Annotated in this window: 19 protein-coding genes and 1 other RNA gene; 12 read left to right on the top strand and 8 right to left on the bottom strand. The window is 43.8% G+C overall.

Features of this window, described 5'->3' with window-relative positions; genetic code table 11:
- Positions 1-129: 129 nt before the first annotated feature.
- Positions 130-492: a hypothetical protein gene (locus tag F6J99_RS24845; RefSeq protein WP_070395832.1), complete on the top strand. Its 363-nt coding sequence runs from the start codon at positions 130-132 to the stop codon at positions 490-492.
- 276 nt (positions 493-768) lie between these two features.
- The gene (locus F6J99_RS24840; protein ID WP_293116267.1) at positions 769-1,443 is read left to right on the top strand and encodes a hypothetical protein; all 675 of its coding nucleotides are present in this window, start codon (positions 769-771) and stop codon (positions 1,441-1,443) included.
- Positions 1,444-1,696: 253 nt separating this feature from the next.
- Here the strand turns inward: F6J99_RS24840 and ffs are convergent.
- The 6 genes from ffs to F6J99_RS24810 form a co-directional block, all read right to left on the bottom strand.
- An RNA gene (ffs, locus tag F6J99_RS24835) (signal recognition particle sRNA small type) lies at positions 1,697-1,793 on the bottom strand.
- A 56-nt stretch (positions 1,794-1,849) separates the two neighbouring features.
- Positions 1,850-2,302: a hypothetical protein gene (locus F6J99_RS24830; protein ID WP_293116265.1), complete on the bottom strand. Its 453-nt coding sequence runs from the start codon at positions 2,300-2,302 to the stop codon at positions 1,850-1,852.
- 697 nt (positions 2,303-2,999) lie between these two features.
- On the bottom strand, positions 3,000-4,859 hold the full coding sequence (ilvB, locus tag F6J99_RS24825) for a biosynthetic-type acetolactate synthase large subunit (RefSeq protein ID WP_293116263.1): 1,860 nt from the start codon (positions 4,857-4,859) through the stop codon (positions 3,000-3,002).
- Positions 4,860-5,853: 994 nt separating this feature from the next.
- The gene (locus tag F6J99_RS24820; RefSeq protein ID WP_293116261.1) at positions 5,854-7,572 is read right to left on the bottom strand and encodes an ABC transporter permease subunit; all 1,719 of its coding nucleotides are present in this window, start codon (positions 7,570-7,572) and stop codon (positions 5,854-5,856) included.
- A 52-nt stretch (positions 7,573-7,624) separates the two neighbouring features.
- Positions 7,625-8,575 (bottom strand): ABC transporter ATP-binding protein, encoded by a 951-nt coding sequence (locus tag F6J99_RS24815; protein WP_070395840.1) that lies wholly within the window; start codon positions 8,573-8,575, stop codon positions 7,625-7,627.
- Positions 8,576-8,587: 12 nt separating this feature from the next.
- Positions 8,588-9,940, bottom strand: a complete 1,353-nt coding sequence (locus tag F6J99_RS24810; RefSeq protein ID WP_293116259.1) for a transposase — start codon at positions 9,938-9,940, stop codon at positions 8,588-8,590.
- 394 nt (positions 9,941-10,334) lie between these two features.
- On the opposite strand from F6J99_RS24810, the gene F6J99_RS24805 reads away from it, so the two are divergent.
- The 10 genes from F6J99_RS24805 (at position 10,335) to psbV2 (ending at position 16,614) form a co-directional block, all read left to right on the top strand.
- Entirely contained in the window at positions 10,335-10,463 is a 129-nt protein-coding gene (locus tag F6J99_RS24805; protein ID WP_293116257.1) for a hypothetical protein, read from the top strand.
- 18 nt (positions 10,464-10,481) lie between these two features.
- Positions 10,482-11,570, top strand: a complete 1,089-nt coding sequence (gene leuB / locus F6J99_RS24800; protein ID WP_293116255.1) for a 3-isopropylmalate dehydrogenase — start codon at positions 10,482-10,484, stop codon at positions 11,568-11,570.
- A 321-nt stretch (positions 11,571-11,891) separates the two neighbouring features.
- Entirely contained in the window at positions 11,892-12,155 is a 264-nt protein-coding gene (locus F6J99_RS24795) for a hypothetical protein (protein WP_365974096.1), read from the top strand.
- Positions 12,156-12,230: 75 nt separating this feature from the next.
- Positions 12,231-13,064 (top strand): A24 family peptidase, encoded by an 834-nt coding sequence (locus tag F6J99_RS24790; RefSeq protein WP_293116269.1) that lies wholly within the window; start codon positions 12,231-12,233, stop codon positions 13,062-13,064.
- Positions 13,065-13,410: 346 nt separating this feature from the next.
- A complete protein-coding gene (locus F6J99_RS24785) occupies positions 13,411-13,650 on the top strand; it encodes a hypothetical protein (RefSeq protein WP_293116253.1) in 240 nt (79 codons plus the stop codon).
- Between the two features lie 39 nt (positions 13,651-13,689).
- Positions 13,690-14,622 carry an acetyl-CoA carboxylase, carboxyltransferase subunit beta gene (gene accD / locus F6J99_RS24780; protein WP_293116251.1) on the top strand — a complete coding sequence of 311 codons (933 nt, stop codon included), beginning with the start codon at positions 13,690-13,692 and terminating at the stop codon, positions 14,620-14,622.
- Positions 14,623-14,685: 63 nt separating this feature from the next.
- Positions 14,686-14,946, top strand: a complete 261-nt coding sequence (locus F6J99_RS24775) for a hypothetical protein (protein WP_293116249.1) — start codon at positions 14,686-14,688, stop codon at positions 14,944-14,946.
- A gap of 9 nt (positions 14,947-14,955) precedes the next feature.
- Entirely contained in the window at positions 14,956-15,138 is a 183-nt protein-coding gene (locus F6J99_RS24770) for a translation initiation factor IF-2 (protein WP_070395846.1), read from the top strand.
- 146 nt (positions 15,139-15,284) lie between these two features.
- Positions 15,285-15,773, top strand: a complete 489-nt coding sequence (gene psbV, locus F6J99_RS24765; protein WP_293116247.1) for a photosystem II cytochrome c-550 — start codon at positions 15,285-15,287, stop codon at positions 15,771-15,773.
- A gap of 235 nt (positions 15,774-16,008) precedes the next feature.
- Positions 16,009-16,614 (top strand): photosystem II cytochrome PsbV2, encoded by a 606-nt coding sequence (gene psbV2, locus F6J99_RS24760; RefSeq protein WP_293116245.1) that lies wholly within the window; start codon positions 16,009-16,011, stop codon positions 16,612-16,614.
- Between the two features lie 183 nt (positions 16,615-16,797).
- Here psbV2 and F6J99_RS24755 read toward each other — a convergent pair whose 3' ends face one another.
- Together F6J99_RS24755 and F6J99_RS24750 are read right to left on the bottom strand one after the other, a co-directional pair.
- Positions 16,798-16,983 (bottom strand): hypothetical protein, encoded by a 186-nt coding sequence (locus tag F6J99_RS24755; protein ID WP_293116243.1) that lies wholly within the window; start codon positions 16,981-16,983, stop codon positions 16,798-16,800.
- Positions 16,955-18,217, bottom strand: coding sequence for an ABC transporter substrate-binding protein (locus tag F6J99_RS24750; RefSeq protein WP_293116241.1), 1,263 nt, complete (start codon positions 18,215-18,217; stop codon positions 16,955-16,957). The genes F6J99_RS24755 and F6J99_RS24750 overlap by 29 nt, the downstream gene beginning before the upstream one ends.
- Between the last annotated feature and the right edge of the window lie 596 nt (positions 18,218-18,813).

The following is an 18,813-nucleotide window of genomic DNA, read 5'->3' as shown; positions in this document are numbered from 1 at the left end:
TCTATTGCTCAACTGTAGCATCCGTGTGTTTATTGCATCCGTGTGTTCAGTGGGTTCGATACTAGTTCCAGGTTAAGCCCAGGGGCATTGCTATTACTACCTACCATCACTATCTAAAGGAGAAGAAACATGACTAGCTTTCCTGCCTGGACTCAAATCATTGTCACCATGTCCGAATCACAAGTTTTTTACACAGAAGAAGTAACAGGCTATGACAGCATAAGCTTAGTTTTACCTGGGAAGCCCTTCGATCTCAGTCTTTCCTTAGATACCTATGAAGACGCGATCGAGATAATTTTTGAAATTTATCCAGACCAAAATGCTTACAGATTAAATATGCGTAACAAGCAGGAAGGAGTAGACCTCCAACAGAAAAGTACTGAAGAAAATTTAGATTTAACTGGATTAGACGCACGCCCAATTGGAACCTACAGTGATTTTTGCCGACATTTAGAAGAATTGTATGGAGTAGCTCAAGAAGTAGGTTGGTAATCAAAAAAGTAAAGGTTAAAGTTAAACTAGACTTACCTTTAACCTTTATAAATTACTGCTTACTAGATCATTCCATCTCAGAGGGTTTATGTAAGTAATCAGCATCTGCGCTACGGGCACGCTACTTGAGGTGCAATCAGCCGTTATATCTAATAAAAAACTAAACTAACTAATAAAACTAACTAAAAACCCAAGCTAATCACTAGGTTTTACAGCTTGTCTTTTGACAATTTCCCAGACCTGATATAGACTACCATGGGCAATTTATAAAAGTCCATGGTTAAAACAAAAACTGTCGATCGGATGAGCAAGACCTTATTAAGTTACCGACCCAAAGAAATCCTACTTACCCCTCAGCACTTAGCACTATTTTCAGCACTTAGAACTATTTTTAGATTAGGAGCAGCCAGTTTACTAACTATTAGCTTACTAGGTAGTGGTTGTGGAATCGCTAGCCATGAAGATCATGATTCTGAAAAGACCCATGCTCAGCTCCATGGTCATAAAACCGAAACCGGTAATCACCATAATAAAGAGATGGAGCATAATCACCATAATCACAAGGCTGGCAGCAGTAGTGACCATGGTGGAGGTATGGGTCATCATCATGGCACAATGGAAATCCATTCTGGTCAACCTGTTCCAGATGTTGAGATAGTGGTGTCTCCAGATCCGATGATAGGATGGAATTTAGAAATAAAGGTTTCTAACTTCCAATTTTCTCCCAAGAATGCTAGCAAAGCCCATCAACCAGGAGAAGGACATGGCCATCTATACATCAATGGCCAAAAAATTACCAGGATTTATAGCAATTGGTATTATATTGGCAAGCTTGAACCTGGTAGTAATGAAATCACGGTTAGCTTAAATTCCAACAACCATCAGGATTTAGTTCATAATGGGGAAATGATTTCAGATACTGAAATTATCGAGGTGATCTCGAAGAATTAGAGGATATTCCGTACTGGTTATGCTAGATCAAAAGTTTGGCACAGGGAGCAGGGAGCAGGGACTTCGGAGCAGAGAACAGGGAAGGGGTAACACAAGATAAAAGAGGGATGCATCGCTTTCGAGTAGTGTTTTCTCCCACTACTTCTCTCAATTCTTGTGATACCAGAAGCTAAAAAACCTGAATTTACCAACAACTGCAGCGAAGTTTATGGTTTTATGGCTATGTGTTCTCGATATTTGTGGTGGCTACGAGAATGGCTCGGAGTCCACGCCTATCGTAAGCATCCCTTATTGCTGCTACCTTCCGGTCCTGACAAGGTTTGGGCGTTGCGATCGCGTCGATCCGAACCACATATTATAATAGCATGAATTTTTCAAAATGGGAAGGAATATCAATCCTCTTGATCTATTTCGCGAATATCCCCACCCCGTAATAGCATGAAGAGCTCACACAGTGGGGCATACCCACTTTAACCAGAAATTTCCCACTGCCGCGAGGGGTAACTTGAAGAATCGGATATTGACCATAGTCAGTATCATAGTCAAGGGTTTGGCCATTGTTATCATACAGACCTAGGTCAATATCGAGACAAGCATCATCACAAAAACTTACTAAGGTATAAGATTTCCCAGCTTCTAGCTCCAGGGTAAATGCATCGACTTGGTTCCGGGAAAGTCTATTTACTACCGGTCGATGAGTTGGCATATACTCGCTGTTTCTTAAATACTGTGCTGCTGCGATTAATTTATTTTCAACTTGCCCCTGACGAGCAGAGCTAGCCAAACCAGCAGTGGGGGTGAATAGTAAGCTACTAGCTAGGAGAGCTAGGCCATTCCGAACTATCTTAGTATTAATCATATACAATAGCAATAAGCGTTTGAATTAATTAATGTTGACTTAAGAGGAATTTTTAGTTATCTCAATTTTTAGCAATGCCTGAAAGCAATAAATCTTACCGTTTGGCAATTGATAATAATTTGCTTATGTTTTGATTATCGGAGACTAATGTATGGGATAAGGTATACGAATGTATAACTTATGTATGATTACACTCAACTATGACCAATCTGGCAGGTAATTTAGGATTAGCTAATGCGCTACGCGCACGCGAACGCGAACAGCTAATGCGCTACAGATGGTGCTACTTGAGGTGCTATAGCTTTTGTATTTGAGATGTAAACCTGTATGGTCTTTTTTTATTGGACAATAAAACTCCGGATATCTTACAGCTCTGCTATGTATGCCTCTTGACTTTTTCCTTTTCCTGCAATAGGTGGGTGTGTGAACAACCCAGAACCAAACGGTATATAAGTGATTAAACTAACCAATAATAATTACTATTTAACCTAGGATACTTACCAAAAAAAAATACTCCGCTGGTGAGCGAAGTAAGTCAGGTTAAAGGAGCAATGATCAGCTTTGCTGAACTCAGGAATGATATGAATTAGACTTGGCTAGTTAGCCAATAGTGAATTACCAATTATCCATTACTATCGATTACTATTATCCAGTACCCATTACCGGAAATAATCCCATTAATCAGCAACGCCAAAGATTAAAGCTTGGTGCCGCACTCAGGACAAAAATTGTTACTTGCTACATTCTTGGCACCACAGTTACTGCAATAGATTAGCTCCGTAGCATTCTTGAGTAATGGTTTTTCTGGTAAACCGATCATTTGGGCATTACTCTTACCAGGGGCTACCATTGGGTAACAATTCTCGTCTTTGGTTACATGAACATCTAACAAGACAGGACCATCGTAGGCTAGCATTTGTGCGATCGCATCCTGTAGTTCATCCCGACTAGTAACTATCATGCCCTTAACCCCGTAAGCCTCAGCCAGTTGCACAAAATCCGGCATCCCGACTTCCATATTTGACGATGAATAACGCTGCCCATAGAAGGCTTGTTGCCACTGACGCACCATTCCCTGCCAACCGTTGTTAATAATCACGGTCTTAACATTGATGCCATATTGGGCGAGGGTACCCAGTTCCTGGATATTCATCTGGATACTGGCATCACCAGCAATACAAATCACTTGCTGATCTCGGAATGCTACCTGGACTCCCATGGCTGCTGGCATGCCATAGCCCATGGTTCCCAATCCCCCACTGGAAATCCACTGGCGCGGTCCATTATTAAGAAATTGCGCTGCCCACATCTGATGTTGACCGACATCCGTGGTGTAGTAAGCCTTAGGTGCTTGACGCCCGACCTCTACAATTACTTCTTGGGGAGATAGACTATCGGGGTATTCAGGCACCTGCAAGGGATAGTCCTGACGCCAACGGTTAATCCGTGCTAGCCACTCCTGGGTTTGATTCGGTTCTGCTGAGATATTCATTTCCTGGTAACGGCGCAACATATCTTGCAAAACCCGGCGCACATCCCCTACAATCGGTACTTGGGGAGACCGGTTTTTCCCAACTTCAGCGGGATCAATGTCGATGTGAATCACTTGAGCGTGACAGGCAAACTGATCTAGTTTCCCAGTCACCCGGTCATCAAACCGTGTCCCTACAGCAATCAGTAAGTCACACTCACTAACCGCAAAGTTAGCATAGGCGGTACCATGCATCCCCAGCATTTTTACCGATAGGGGATGGGATTCATCAAATGCTCCCTTACCCATCAACGTCGTAGTTACCGGAATTTGGAAGATTTCTGCTAGTTGGCGCAGTTCATCATGGGCACCAGCACCAATGGTTCCGCCACCAACGTAAAGCAGTGGTCGTCGTGCTTGCCGAATTAAATTTAGAGCTTGGTTAATTTGGCGGGGATTGCCCTTTAGTGTTGGACGATAGCCCACCAACTTCAATGTATTGGCTTCCAGAGGTACGTAGTCACATTCCTCTAAACCCACGTCTTTGGGTATGTCAATCAGGACTGGTCCAGGACGTCCGGTGCTAGCGATGTGGAAAGCTTCGGCAACAATCCGCGCCATATCAGCCGGGTCACGCACCACATAAGAGTGTTTGACAACGGGCAAGGTAATCCCAAAGATATCGGTTTCCTGGAAGGCATCAGAACCAATAGCAGCACGGGCGACTTGACCGGTTACACAAATTAGGGGAATTGAGTCCATGTGAGCAGTAGCTATACCGGTAACTAGGTTAGTGGCTCCCGGACCAGATGTAGCAAAACAGACACCGACTTTGCCAGTAGCACGGGCATAACCATCAGCTGCGTGGGATGCTCCTTGCTCGTGTCGGACTAGGATGTGCTGTATTTTACCAGCATCTTCCCAGTGGTATAGTTCGTCATAGATAGGTAGAATTGCTCCACCGGGATAGCCGAAGATATGGGTCACACCGTGACGGTGGAGACTATCCATTAGAGCAAATGCTCCTGTGCGGCGAGTGGGGGTAGTTGATGAGGCTGGGGTTGTTGAGATTACTTGGGATTGCACGCTTATCACCTCTAGTGGTAGATCAGTTCCTTTGGTGTCCTTTCCGTTGGCGAATTTAATCCTTAATGGGTCAAGGGCACCACCTATGCTGTTAATAGTGTTAGATTGCTGATAATAGCTGAGCAGAATTTTAGAATAACTGTTAATTTTACTACAGTACGGGTTTTGTACTTCAGTTTACTCTCGACATAGGGAACTGTCCAGACAACTTGGCACGATTGTGTCGCTGAAGGGACGAAATCCTTTTATTCTGTGCTTTGAGCGGTCTGCGTCTAGTTATCAGCTAGAAGTATAAGATAAATAAATTAACTTATTATATACCAGTTTGAAGCCTAAGTATTTAGGCTTTATGATAATTTTATAATTTATGGTATTATTTTTTTGTAGTGCTAAATAATTCCAACTGCCATCAAGTTTCAAATTTATATTTGAGGGAATAGGGAACAGGGAACAGTAATATAGCAGAAGTCAGAAGTCAGAAGTCAGAAGTCAGAAGTCAAACTCTTGCGCTTACTTAGGTTTGAGACTTTTGTCATGTCCTAACTGCCCTGGCGACTGCTATACTATTTGATTATTTAAATAAATTACGATGTTCTATTTTTACTGGTAATCTATTTCAATTTCAACTAATTTAAATCTGAATTTAAATCTGACATTTTAAACACTTTTAAGTAACTTCTCGTAGGATAGCTGAGCTTCGACTTTAAGATTTCCCATTAGTTGGTGTCGATTTTAGCGCTAATTAAATTATAAAAAATTAAATTATAAAAAAATAGGAGCGAAGCATTGAGATAATGCTAAACACTCCAAGGTAGATGTTTTGTTTAAATGTTTCGCGATAATTAGAATAAAAAAACCCTAGGTGCGCTCTTACCATTAAGAATTTAATTCGCCACGGGTCGCACCTTTTGATAATCCAGTGATTGGTTAGGGTACGAAAGTTGCTCGACTCTCTACCTAAGGGTCGTTTAAACCCTTAGGTCGGCTAAAAAACTTAATCAGCAGTGACTGGTAATTGGGTTTTTCCAGAAAGCAAGGCTTTGGTGGTTGATTCTCCTGCTTGTCGCAATTGTCGTCCTAGCTGTACGTTCAATAACGTTAGGGCTAGGGACTGACCAATGATGGCCAAGAAAACACTAGTTGCAGTAGCATGCTCCAAACTACTCCAATGGAATGCGGAAAATAGCCATAAAGCAGGAGTATCATAGGGATGCATCGACCCAATCGAGAAAAGAATGGGCGGTAAGAGAATCAATCCTCCTACTGTGATCACTGCACCAGCGGCTCGCTTCTTTGCTTTCATCAACAGCATTAACTGAGCAACTGTGGCGTAAATCATGATAATACTGCTATTGAGCAACAGTGCGAACAGGGCAGGTATCTTGTACTCATTGGCAGGCCAAATTAGGATCCATGGCAGCAACATCGCAGATGCGATCGCACAATTTATTGCCACTGCCACCACAGCTGGACTTTTGTCACCCCAGATTAAGTCAGCTATCAGCCCTCCTTTTTTGCGGAAAGTCCGATCCTGATGTCGGTAACGGGCCCAATCTTGTAAGGTTTGTCGATGGGGACTCAAAGCAGCAATTAGACCTAAAAACAGCACCAGGTTGAACACCAGCAGCATCTGTGAATTATCCTCCAAGCCATGGGTATAACCACGCCAGTTTTTGACTTGAGGGTTGAGGGCAAATCCTAAAATCACTGCTTGCAAGCTAGCGGTCAGCCAGTAACTCTGTTGCTTGTTAATCAGGGTTGCTTTAGGGTTATGGAAGCAACGATTTAGCCCTTGCCCAAGCCAGTAGCTGCCAACACCGTAGTTGAGGATAATAAAACCAGCCATAGTCCAGAAACTAGCACCGATATGGATACCAAACCAGCGCAAATCTTGGAAACTACGGTGATAAGTAGAAATCCTACTCCCATCAAAGGAATTAGAATCAATCAGGTACGGTAAGACAATGGTGGGATTAAACAACGTTAGCCAGTCGGCTGGGTAATGGCTGACACCACTGTCATGAATCACCATGGTCGTGATCCACAAAAAGATGAGTACAGCACCAGAACCTAACCAAGCTTGGAAACCTCCTAGAGATCTGCTAACTAAGCCAAATAGTAGCGCCATACTATAGCAAAATAGGCAACTGGTACCGAGAACGGTGTAAAATCCTAAAAGCTCAAGCAAATGGATTTCACCAGCAATAGCTGCCCAAAAATGCAATGGTAGGGCAAAAGCAACTGCTAGATAAAGCAATGCTGGTACCCCCAGTAGTTTGCCACCTAGGATGCTCCGGCTTGACTGAGGTGTAAGCCGCAGAAAGTTCAAGGTGCCACGACTTTCTTCTTTAGAGAGGTCACTGATTAGCATATAGGTGCCAACCACCAACAAGCTGAAGATACCGATAATACTCAGCCAGACAAATACATCTTGCCACCACAGAGACCAGTTAATCTCAAAACCTCCGAAGCCATCTGGTAGGCAAGTAAGGTTGGAATAGTCTTTGACACCAGTGCAATATCGGTTATAAATGGTACGATCACCATCAGCCACTGGTAGCTGACTTCCAAAACCGATCAGCATCACCAACTGACCAACCAAGGATATTGCCACTGTAATCAGGACATTGCGCTGTTTGAAACTCCCTTTGAGTTCTCGAAACACCTGGGGATTCAATTCCCCAAGTTGGTTAACTAAATTATTAAGTGCCATATCGCTATTAGTCTCCTTTTACTCGCCATGTGATGAGGCAGCTATGATCGAGCTATGATGCTTGCTGATGACCTAATTTAAGGAAAATTGTTTCTAAGTCTTCTTGAGAGCACTGGAATTCTGTCAAGGGAATCCCAGCATTAACCAGCGATCGCAATAGCTGTGCACAATCCTCTTGACCTCCTGAAAAATGAATCCGCATCCGACCTGGTTCTGGTAATATCTCCCAGTCTTCTACAAGGGGATTATTTTTCAATTCCCCTTTCAGTACATCCAGCTGACCTAGGCTTGACAACAAAATTTGCTGGCGACCAAGACGCTGGTAAAACTCATCTAGGGGTGCGCTTTCTACCAGATACCCTAATTCCATGATGCCTACTGAGCTACACAGTTGGGCTAAATCACTCAAGACATGGGAGGAAATTAGAATGGTCATCCCCGCTTCTTGGAGAACCTTAATAATTTCCCGAAACTTCATTCTAGCAATGGGGTCAAGACCAGAGACTGGCTCATCCAGCAGCAGTAAAATTGGTTCATGAATGATAGTGCGAGCCAGGCTAAGGCGCTGTTTCATCCCCCGGGAGAGGGTAGAAATCAAACTATTACGCTTGTTGGTTAATTCAATCAGTTCCAGAACATCGTATAAGCGTTGTCGGCGTTTTGAGCCTCGTAATTTATATAGACGTGCGAAGTAGTCTAGGTAGTCCCAAACCGTCAAATCTTCATAGAGGGGAAAATCATCAGGTAGATAACCTAAGCGCTGTTTTAGCCTAGGATTGCTTTGATCTCTTAGCAAACGCTGACCATTGATGTAAATCTCACCAGTAGTCGGTTCTTCCGCTGCAGCTAACATCCGGATCAGGGTGGTTTTCCCAGCACCATTCGGTCCAATTAAGCCGTAAACTTCACCGCTTTCCACTTGCAAATCCACCTCATGGACAGCCACATGGCGGTCGAATTGCTTCGTTAGTCCACGGATATCAATAGCCAGTTCTTTTACCATCAGAGTCTGGTTTTAGTTATTTAAATTACCTAATACTAAGGTCTCTCTGAGCCATTGACATCCTCCCCCACATAGCGCCATCTTGCTATGCTCGATGTCTTTGAAGTGGGGGATTCCTAACTCTCGCGAATTAGGTTTTCTGCTTCGTCTCGTGCCAACTAGAGTATCGTGACCAATACTCCCCGTCGCTTCCAATCCACAGACATTTTCTAGCACGCTATGCCCTAGCGCACTTACTCCACGATTCCTAATTTCTTGGCTAGCTGCTACATCCCGTGTAGTTGTATATCCACAATCAAAGCAATGGTGAAAACGAATATCTAGAGTTTTCTTTCCTGTATGTGCGCCACAGTTAGGACAAATTTGAGAAGTCCCATCCTTATTGACCTTGGCAAAATATACGCCACGACGAAAACAGACCCACTTTAAGATATTTACAAACTGACCGAATCCAGCATCGACACTGTGTTTTGAAAGCATCCCTCTTTGCCATGAGACAAAGTTGATATCTTCTAAAAATATCATGCCAGCACCATCACACAGATGATGAGCCAGTTTAAAATGCCAATCTTTACGAGTCTCAGATATTCGCTGATGTAGTCTAGCTATTTTCTGGTTTAACTTGTGCCGATTATTCGAGCCAAATTGTTTGTTCTTTAGCCTACGTTGTAGCAATTTCAGCTTACGTTGTAGGGTGTTCATAAATCTAGGTCGCTTAATCTCTTCGCCATCACTGGTAGCAACAAACTTGTCAAAGCCCAAATCCAAACCTCGTGGATGACCGTGAGGCATGGGATTAGGAACGTCAACATTTAGTTGAAGTGACAGCATCACAAAGTAACCAGATGCCTTTCTAACTACTCTTGCTTGTTTGACTTCAAACCCTTCGGGAATAGGTCTAGATTGTCGCCATTTAACCCATCCCAGTTTGGGAATCTTAATAGCATCATTTCTGATCGGGTCTTTCCCTAACTGTGGGAAAACAAAAGAACGCATCCGATACTTATTTTTAAACCGTGGTAAACCAAAACCAAGAGCCTTCATATCATCCCAAGCTCTATCTAAGGTTCTTAATGTTTGCTGTAGAACTTGAGAGTGAACTAATTTGAGTTGAGGATAAACTTTCTTCGCTTCGGTTAACTGTTTGGCTTGCTTATGGTAGTTAGGAAATGGTTCGTTAGCAGGAATGATGTATTCAGAATGAATCGAACAAGCATTTATAGACGACTTACGAGATGCACACCAATCTTTACGCTGTCTAAGGGCGAAGTTCCAAACAGATCGACATATATCTAGCGTTTGCTCGATAGTAGCAATCTGTTCGGTATTTGGTTCTAGCTTGTATTCGTAGGTCATTGTTAGCATACAACTATCATACCTTACACAGGTTATAATGCTGTTTAATGATTTAATGTATTTGAGGTGCGACCCGTGGCGAATTTAATTCTTAATGGTAAGAGCGCACCTACCAATTATCGGGGTATCGAACCCCTCAAACTCCCTCATTCTGATAAAGGACAAGACCAAAGCCTCAAGGGGAATTTCAGATGTGTTTTTTTTCCAGCCTAGCGCTTTATTCTTGATCTATGGGTTGACCTAGGGCGGTTGAGCTTGGCTAGAATTATTGGAATTATTGATTTTTATTTAGTTATCCCTAGCTTAGGGATTCATTCCGGACTTTTCCCTGGTGGCGAAGTCTGATCTATCGGTTACATCCGTTACATCCGTTCACCTATCCCTGTCTTGATGCAAAGCGCGAGTGGGGGGAACCCCCTTTGGCGGCGCTGCATCGCTTGCCAACTCTGCTGATCAAAAAATTACCCTGAGATACCGGCCAGATGCTATAGTATCGAACGCTATAACTTATACCCACCAGACCTATACTTAAGCATCGACCAAACTAACTATGACTTATTCCTACCGCATTACCCTGCTACCTGGTGACGGGATTGGCCCAGAAATCATGGCAGTAGCTGTAGATGTGTTGAACGTTGTTGGCAAGCGATTCGATATTAATTTTAAATTTACTGAAGCCCTAATTGGTGGCGTAGCTATTGATGCTACTAATGAACCCCTACCTACTGATACGCTAGAACTATGTCGCAATAGTGATGCCGTTTTACTCGCTGCCATTGGGGGTTACAAGTGGGATAATCTGCCGCGCCACCAACGACCAGAAACCGGATTGTTGGGATTAAGAGCAGGGTTAGGGTTGTTTGCTAATCTACGACCAGCGACAATATTCCCCCAACTGATTGATGCCTCGACCTTGAAACGAAACGTGGTAGAAGGGGTAGATATTATGGTGGTTAGAGAACTGACTGGTGGGATCTACTTTGGACAACCTAAAGGGATTTTTACTCAGGAAACTGGGGAGAAACGGGGAGTCAATACTATGGCTTACACCGAAGCTGAAATTGATCGCATTGCTAGAGTAGGGTTTGAAACGGCTAAAAAACGCGGTGGTAAACTGTGTTCGGTGGATAAAGCTAATGTGTTGGATGTGTCACAGTTGTGGCGCGATCGCATTATAACCCTAGCAGCGGAATATCCCGATGTGGAACTGTCTCACCTATACGTGGATAATGCTGCTATGCAATTGGTCAGAGCTCCGAAACAATTTGATACCATCGTTACTGGTAATATGTTCGGGGATATTTTATCGGATGCCGCTGCTATGCTTACCGGTAGTATTGGCATGTTACCCTCTGCTAGTTTAAGCGAATCTAACCCTGGAGTCTTTGAACCGGTTCATGGCTCGGCTCCAGATATTGCAGGTCAAGATAAAGCTAATCCCCTAGCGATGGTACTCAGTGCTGCGATGATGTTACGTTATGGCTTAGACCAGCCTCAAGCAGCAGATTGCATTGAACAAGCAGTTGTCAAGGTTTTAGATAAAGGCGATCGCACAGGAGATATCATCTCAGAAGGCATGAATCTCTTAGGTTGTCGTGCTATGGGAGATTCCCTAATTGAGTGCTTAGAGCAATCTTGATTGTAAGCATATGCGCTACAGATGGTGCTACTTGAGGTGCCGTGAGCCAAAGGCTCACGCTTGGCCTTTGGCTTCGACCCTCGGAGGTAGCCCATAGGCTGATTACTAACCGCTGATTACTAACCGCTGATTACTGACCGCTGATTACTGACCGCTGATAGCTTACTCTTGATTTTATCGGGTAAACCTGCTGAAGCGTGAGAATAACTCAGGAAAATCCGTTGGTTTGCTCTGGTTAATCAGTGCCCTTTTGCCGAAATACTCCCTTGCCGTAAGGGCGTGATTGCATTAAAGTCAAACTGAAATAATAGGGTAAAAAGTGTGGTGTATACATCACAGCAAAGACAAGAAAACTACCAAACTCGGATTGAGCTACCGAAGCTGATAGACCCTACGGTTTTGAGAGCAGCTAAGCATATCTACCAGGTTTACTACGAAGTTCATCCATACCAAGATGAACAGCCATCTGGTGTAGCCATTGACAAATATACCCTCAGAGGAAAGTTAATCTTTAGTGATAAACCTATCCTTCTACCAACTGAATGCTTTGTGCCTTTGAGTCAACTAGAAGGAGACTTTTATTAATAAATATTAAGAAAATCGGTCATTGGTCTTAGTTCTATGGTAGGAACCAATAGCCATTAGGAAGTGACACAGGATATGGTGGGATTATCCACTGCCTTGACAAGGTCGATAGTTTTCGCAATAGTTTTCGCTAGTGGTGCATCTATTGGCAGTTTTCTCAATGTAGTCGTTTACCGACTACCTGCTGGTTTATCAATCCTTTGGCCCCCCTCCCGCTGTCCCCATTGTCTGCATAAGCTGGGGAAGCGAGAGAATGTGCCGGTAATGGGCTGGCTGTGGTTAAAAGGACGTTGCCGTCACTGTAATACCAAGATTTCCAGCCGCTATCCCCTAGTAGAGGCCATAACCGGTGTACTGTTTTTACTAGTTTTCTGGATGTATGGTTGGGGTTGGCAAACCGTAGGGTATTGGGCGTTTTTGAGCTGGCTGTTGACTCTAGCTCTGATTGATATCGATACTATGACCCTACCGAATTCCCTAACTCAGTCTGGATTAGTGGCTGGTTTAGTATTTCAAGGAACTACTGGTTTTTTGCAGGGGTCTCAACCCATAGCAATAATTCCTCAATTAATGACTGGGGTGGTAGGTGCAGTGCTAGGGATTTGGTTGTTTGACCTGATTGCTTTTGGGGGTTCGATTGCCTTTGGTCAATCCGCTATGGGGGGAGGAGATGCTAAACTAGCGGCGATGATGGGAGCTTGGTTAGGTTGGAAGTATTTGCTCTTGGCTAGTTTCATCGCTTGTGGTGTAGGGGCTTTTGCTGGTGGCGCAGCCATTGCCCTGGGTTGGATGAATCGCAAACAGCCAATGCCATTTGGTCCTTTTCTAGCCTTGGGAGCAGGATTGACTCTACTGTGGGGTAAATTAATAGTGTCCACTTACCTAGAACTATTTTTTCCATTGAGTTAAACATTATCTTAGGTGCCCTTTCCTTGTCAGCCATGCTTTGCGCGAGTGGGGGGAACCCCCTTTGGCGGCGCTGCATCGCTAGGCGAATTAAATTCGCCACATGTCCCACCTATTCAATACTATTCGCTGACTCTCTCAATTTAGACGTTGAAACCGACAACCTAAAAATTACTACATAATAGGAAATCTATAAAAATTAACCTAATAGAAAATTTTAGCTAATTGTCTACTAATCAGAATACTTATAACTAAGTATAACTTATAAATAAAACTATAGATGAAATTAAACTATCAAATTCAACGGCTCTGAAAACTCTACTATTGGTAATGCTATTGGTATTGGCCTGTGTCTTGGATAACAATCAGAACTACCAATCTTCGCTGGGAAGCCGAGCTGATGCAGCAGGTGCTAGCCGCTCATGATATTCCAAGTCGCATTCTTGATATTGGGATCATGTCTTATTTAGGTGCAGGTAGCCCTGCGGCTTTACAAGTTCGCTCACCAGATCAATGGACAGCCTTACTGTTGTTGAGTTCCCCAGAAGAAGAGCAGGCAGGACAATCAGATAAATCAGATTATAGCTAAAAAAATTTAGATAATACGTTAACAGGATTAATAATTTTTATGTCTCTATTCGATTGGTTTGCCAATAGACGAAAAATTGAACCAACCCCTAAACAACCTCAAGAACGGGAGATTGCTGATGGACTATGGAAAAAGTGTGAAGCTTGCGGAGTGCTCTCCTACGCCAGAGACCTGCAAGCTAATCAAATGGTTTGCACTGAATGTGACCATCACATGCGAGTCCCTAGTGACGAGCGGATCCGCCAGCTGATTGACCCCCAAACCTGGATCTCACTGGATGAACACCTACATCCGACGGATCCCCTGAAGTTTTGCGATCGCAAATCCTATAGTGATCGTTTGCGAGACAGCCAAGAAAAAACTAAGCTCACAGATGCGGTACAAACCGGCACCGGTAAGCTAGAGAATTTGCCCATTGCTTTGGGAGTAATGGATTTCCGGTTCATGGGCGGTAGTATGGGTTCCGTAGTTGGGGAAAAACTGACTCGTTTGATAGAACAAGGAACTAAGCAACAGGTACCCGTTATAATCGTTTGTGCATCTGGTGGAGCCAGAATGCAGGAAGGGATGTTAAGCCTGATGCAAATGGCCAAAATCTCTGGTGCCTTGGAACGCCATCGTCAAGCCAGACTACTCTACATTCCAGTGCTGACTCATCCTACCACTGGTGGGGTGACCGCCAGTTTTGCCATGTTAGGGGATATTATTATAGCGGAACCGAAGGCATTAATTGGATTTGCTGGACGACGAGTGATTGAGCAGACCCTAAGAGAAAAGCTACCTGATAATTTCCAGACCTCTGAATATTTGCTAGAGCATGGGTTTGTTGATGCCATTGTACCTCGCACCCAGTTGAAAAAAACCCTAGCCCAGCTGATTCGCCTCCATCAACCCCAGGCTACTATACCGGTAGCGGTTTCCCTGCCAAAAGCAGTAGGGACTTCTGAGCTGGGAGTAGGGAGTAGGGAGTAGGGAGTAGGGAATCGGGAATCGGGAATCGGGAATCGGGAATCGGGAGTGTGGGGAGATGGGGAGATGGGGAGATGGGGAGATGGGGAGATGGGGAGATGGGGAGATGGGGAGATGGGGAGATGGGCAGTCAGATGGTTTGATAATATTCCCTCTTGCCTCTTGCCTCTTGCCTCTTGCCTGTTGCCTATTGCCTCTTGCCTGTTGCCTATTGCCTCTTGCCTATTGCCTATTGCCTCTTGCCTCTTGCCTCTTGCCTCTTGCCTCTTGCCTCTTGCCCCCACAACTCCCACACTCCCCCTGTTCCTTAGTTATGGTCGCGTTTAATTAATTATTATGGGCTTTGCAGACCTGTCAATTGTGGAAATTGCCGCCGAGTATGACCTTCGAGTAGAAGAGGTATTCGATCTATGCCAGCAGTTGGGTATTGCTTACAAAAATCAAGACACCCATCTGCCTCTAGAAGATGCGAAGGCTGTTATATTAAAGATTTTGTCTCAAACAAAGGGTAATGGCTAATGGGTAATCCGTAATACCTGAGTTCGATAGCCGTCATTGGTTGACTCAGATCCCCCTCAGCGAGAGAATGTGCAGGGAATCAGTTAATGCTGTGCACGAAAAACTAATCCCATATGAGCCACATTTTTATTAGAGGAGAATCAACAATGAAGCGATTTATCTTGCTGATCACGGCAACCCTATTCTTTGCCTTTCAAATTGCAGTGGGCAGTTCAGCAGCCCTCGATCTGCCTGAAAAGGACCGCACCGTACCTTTAAATGAAGCAGGTGACATGGTGGTTCTGAGTAACGAAGAGGTCACTGATGGCTTACGCTTGTTTAACTCTAAATGTTCTCAATGTCACAAAGGAGGTTACAGTAAAACTGACCCTAACGTTACTCTTGGTGCTGAAGACTTAAAGTACGCAACACCACCCCGTGATAACCTGGAGGCTTTAGTAGACTACCTGAAGCATCCTACCACCTACGACGGGGAAATTGATATTTCTGTACTTCATCCAAGCACTGATAGTGCTGATATTTTTCGGTATATGAGGAATATCACCAAAGATCAACTCGTTGATATTGCTGGTTATATTCTCTATGAGGTCAACACTAAAAGCGAAACGTGGGGTTGTGGTAAGGTCTGTAACTAATTACGTTTGTTTTTACAGAGGTTAGAAAGCAGCAAGCGAAAGGCTTTATGCTTGTTTAAGCAGCAAGGGCAGAGGCTTCTTGTTTTGGCAGTTAGGGGTTAGGGCTTAGGGCTTAGGGGTTAACCAAAATCAATAACCCTAGCTTCTTTCACTAGACCTTATCCGCTAATAGAAGAAGCCGCTGCCCTGTTGCTCAATCAGTACATATCACCTTACATATCACCTTAAATACTCAATGCTCCGTAGATTATTAGACTTCTTTGAGAAGTCGGCAACAGGGAACAGGGGACAGGGAACAGTGGACAACAATTCACGGGAAAAGTATCAAAAAACTAGTTTGGGAAGAGGTCTATTCGTATCAATCCGTTATTTGCTGCTAGTTGTTCTGGTGTTCTTCCTAGAGACATGCACGGTTAGTTCACCAGCCCAGGTTCCGGTTAACCAATATGTCAGGCGCTACCTAGATGTGGCAGAACCTGTAGCGATCGCTTTAGATGGCAAGGGAGAGACTAAGCTGTTTGACGGCGAAGACTTGTCTGTTGGTAAAGAATTATTTTCCGAAAATTGCCAGAGGTGTCATGTGGGAGGAGCTAATCTCATTGATCCCACTGTGTCTCTATCTCTGGAGAGGCTAGCTAACGCAACACCACCTCGGGATAATCTCAATGGTTTAATTGCTTTTATGAGGCAACCGATGACCTATGATGGTACCGAGGAAAGCTTCTCGTGCCGCGAAGTCGAAGAGAGTTGGATACCACAGGAGGAAATCGAGAAAATAGCGGCATTTGTGATCAGAGCCGCACAGAAAGGACCAGGATGGGGCAGTGAGGATTTATTTTAAGTTAGGAAATAGGGAATCGGAACCCACCCCTAACCCCTCCCAGGAGGGGAACGGGAATCGGGAATCGGAACCCACCCCTAACCCCTCCCAGGAGGGGAACGGGAATCGGGAATCGGGAATCGGGAACAGGGAACAGGGAACAGAGAATGGTAAATAGGAAGAAGCAGATATAAGGAAAGATTACTACACTAATTGCTGATTTAACTCCCCATCTCCCCATCTCCCCATCTCCCCATCTCCCCACACCTCCCACACTCCCCATCTCCCCATCTCCCCATCTCCCCATCTCCCCACACCTCCCACACTCCCGACTCCCGACTCCCGACTCCCTAAAACCAAGTTAGTAATCACCTGCTCGAATCTCTTCATTAGCTGCTTCTTGGGCTTTCTTCATAGCACTTTCTAAGGATTGCTCACCCAGTAAGGTACTCAGAAATTGATTATCGAAATGGGTTTGAATGGTTGGCAAGGTTTCCCCAGCCTGCCAAATGGTTGCATAGGCGGCTCCTTTAATAAAAGGAGCATAGAGGGGATTGTTTTTATAGCCTAATTCCGATAACACAGATACCCGAGAAGGTAGTACTAGTCCCGCTTTTCCCCAAGCTTTCATTCCTTCTTTGCCGGTAAGATAGGAAATGAGTTCCCAAGCTGCTTCTTTATGTTGAGCTTGTTTATTCATAACATAAGCAACGGTATAAGCCATTGTTCCTTTTTTACTACCTAAGGAGGGAACTTCAGCGGTGGCGAATTTAATTTTAGGAAATGTGTCTTTGAGATAAGGAATAGCCCAGCTACCTTCAATTACCATTGCGGTTTTACCCTGACCAAACATTTCGCTACCAGAACTAGCGCCAATGTCTGAGGGTAAGGCAGCAGACTGGTAGTTTCGGTATAGGTCAATGACAGTTTGAAGACTTTTAAAAGTTTCAGGAGTGGCAAAGGTAGCGTAGCCGTTTTTGTCAACTAACTTACCGCCAAAGGCTTTAATTAAAAAATAGAGACGAGCCAGTTCCTGATTAATTCCTAAACCATAGCGCTCATTCCTACCATCGCGATTCTTATCAATGCTTAGTTTTTGGGAATAATCCCGTAATTCTTGCCAAGTTTGGGGTGGTTGAGTTAAATTAGCTTGTTTGAATAATTGCTTATTGTAAAAAAGGGCAAGGGTGGAAAAATCTTTAGGCAATCCGTAGATGATTCCATTATATTGGAATGCTTTAAACAGAGAGGGTTCAAAGTCAGCTACATCAAAATTATCAGTGCGCTTAATGTAGTCATCCAAAGGCTCCAACACATCATGACTCATGAGTAATGGGGCTTCATAGGCATCTAAATAAAAGATATCTGGAGCTGCATCACCAATTAATCGGGTTTTGATCACATCCATGTATTGACCAGTGATGACTTCAAGCTTAACCTTTACCTTGGGATGTTTAGCTTCAAATTCTTTTAGTACTTGCTCTAGTAATTGTTTTTCAGTAGGGCTGCTTTGCCAACCACCGAGAGTGACGGTGGTTACTCCATCTAGGTTACTGCTTTGACAGGCTATAATGCAGAGAATTATCAGCGGTAAGATTACCCATTTTGACAGGATTTTCTTCATTTGTTGAGGGTTGGCGGGTACATTGATATTGATATAGCCTATTTATCTTACCGAAAAAATTGGGTAATCGCGCCCCGTCCTTATAGGACGGCTTTCTTTTTAAGCTAAAACTTGACAGTTTTCACAGAGCGTGTTAGTTTATTAATATAAACAATAAAGTAAAAAGCTAGATAAATACTATCTAATCAATAAGTAGGCAACGTAAAAAATATGTACGAGATACATATTGCGTAATTTGGTCTAGCGATGCAGCGCGGTCTTGGGGGTTTCCCCCATGAGCGACTGCATCAAGACAACGACTTAAACGTCTATGAAAAAAGTTAGGTTAAAAAAGTATCTATCTATTTATAAAAAAGAAAGGTACGGTGGGGCACACCGAAACCTAGATCCATTATCTAAACGATGCACGGAGATTCGGCCTCTACTCAATCTGGTCGGGACCTGATTGAGCAAGTTGAGTCGTTGATTAAGTGCGGCTTGTTCTAGGTAGGAGCCTTCAGAAACTGGAGGGGTATGACTTAGGGAATTCGCGGGTAAAATACCCGAATTCTAACTGTCTATTGGATGGTGGTGAAAAGCCCACCCCATTAAGAGAT

This window comes from Moorena sp. SIO4G3 (genome assembly GCF_010692305.1).
Classification (GTDB): Bacteria; Cyanobacteriota; Cyanobacteriia; order Cyanobacteriales; family Coleofasciculaceae; genus Moorena; species Moorena producens_A.
The sequence above is the reverse complement of the archived record's forward strand: the minus strand, read 5'-3'. Positions and strand labels throughout refer to the sequence as shown.

Bases quoted from the DNA above. Each gene is read 5' to 3' on its own strand.
- F6J99_RS24775 (WP_293116249.1), top strand. From the start codon at position 14,686: ATGGGGAGATGGGGAGATGGGGAGATGGGGAGATGGGGAGATGGGGAG.
- F6J99_RS24770 (WP_070395846.1), top strand. From the start codon at position 14,956: ATGGGCTTTGCAGACCTGTCAATTGTGGAAATTGCCGCCGAGTATGAC.
- F6J99_RS24830 (WP_293116265.1), bottom strand. From the start codon at position 2,302: ATGATTAATACTAAGATAGTTCGGAATGGCCTAGCTCTCCTAGCTAGT.
- leuB (WP_293116255.1), top strand. From the start codon at position 10,482: ATGACTTATTCCTACCGCATTACCCTGCTACCTGGTGACGGGATTGGC.
- F6J99_RS24790 (WP_293116269.1), top strand. From the start codon at position 12,231: ATGGTGGGATTATCCACTGCCTTGACAAGGTCGATAGTTTTCGCAATA.
- F6J99_RS24820 (WP_293116261.1), bottom strand. From the start codon at position 7,572: ATGGCACTTAATAATTTAGTTAACCAACTTGGGGAATTGAATCCCCAG.
- F6J99_RS24840 (WP_293116267.1), top strand. From the start codon at position 769: ATGGTTAAAACAAAAACTGTCGATCGGATGAGCAAGACCTTATTAAGT.
- F6J99_RS24755 (WP_293116243.1), bottom strand. From the start codon at position 16,983: ATGAAGAGATTCGAGCAGGTGATTACTAACTTGGTTTTAGGGAGTCGG.
- F6J99_RS24750 (WP_293116241.1), bottom strand. From the start codon at position 18,217: ATGAAGAAAATCCTGTCAAAATGGGTAATCTTACCGCTGATAATTCTC.
- psbV (WP_293116247.1), top strand. From the start codon at position 15,285: ATGAAGCGATTTATCTTGCTGATCACGGCAACCCTATTCTTTGCCTTT.
- F6J99_RS24810 (WP_293116259.1), bottom strand. From the start codon at position 9,940: ATGCTAACAATGACCTACGAATACAAGCTAGAACCAAATACCGAACAG.
- psbV2 (WP_293116245.1), top strand. From the start codon at position 16,009: ATGCTCCGTAGATTATTAGACTTCTTTGAGAAGTCGGCAACAGGGAAC.
- F6J99_RS24845 (WP_070395832.1), top strand. From the start codon at position 130: ATGACTAGCTTTCCTGCCTGGACTCAAATCATTGTCACCATGTCCGAA.
- accD (WP_293116251.1), top strand. From the start codon at position 13,690: ATGTCTCTATTCGATTGGTTTGCCAATAGACGAAAAATTGAACCAACC.
- F6J99_RS24815 (WP_070395840.1), bottom strand. From the start codon at position 8,575: ATGGTAAAAGAACTGGCTATTGATATCCGTGGACTAACGAAGCAATTC.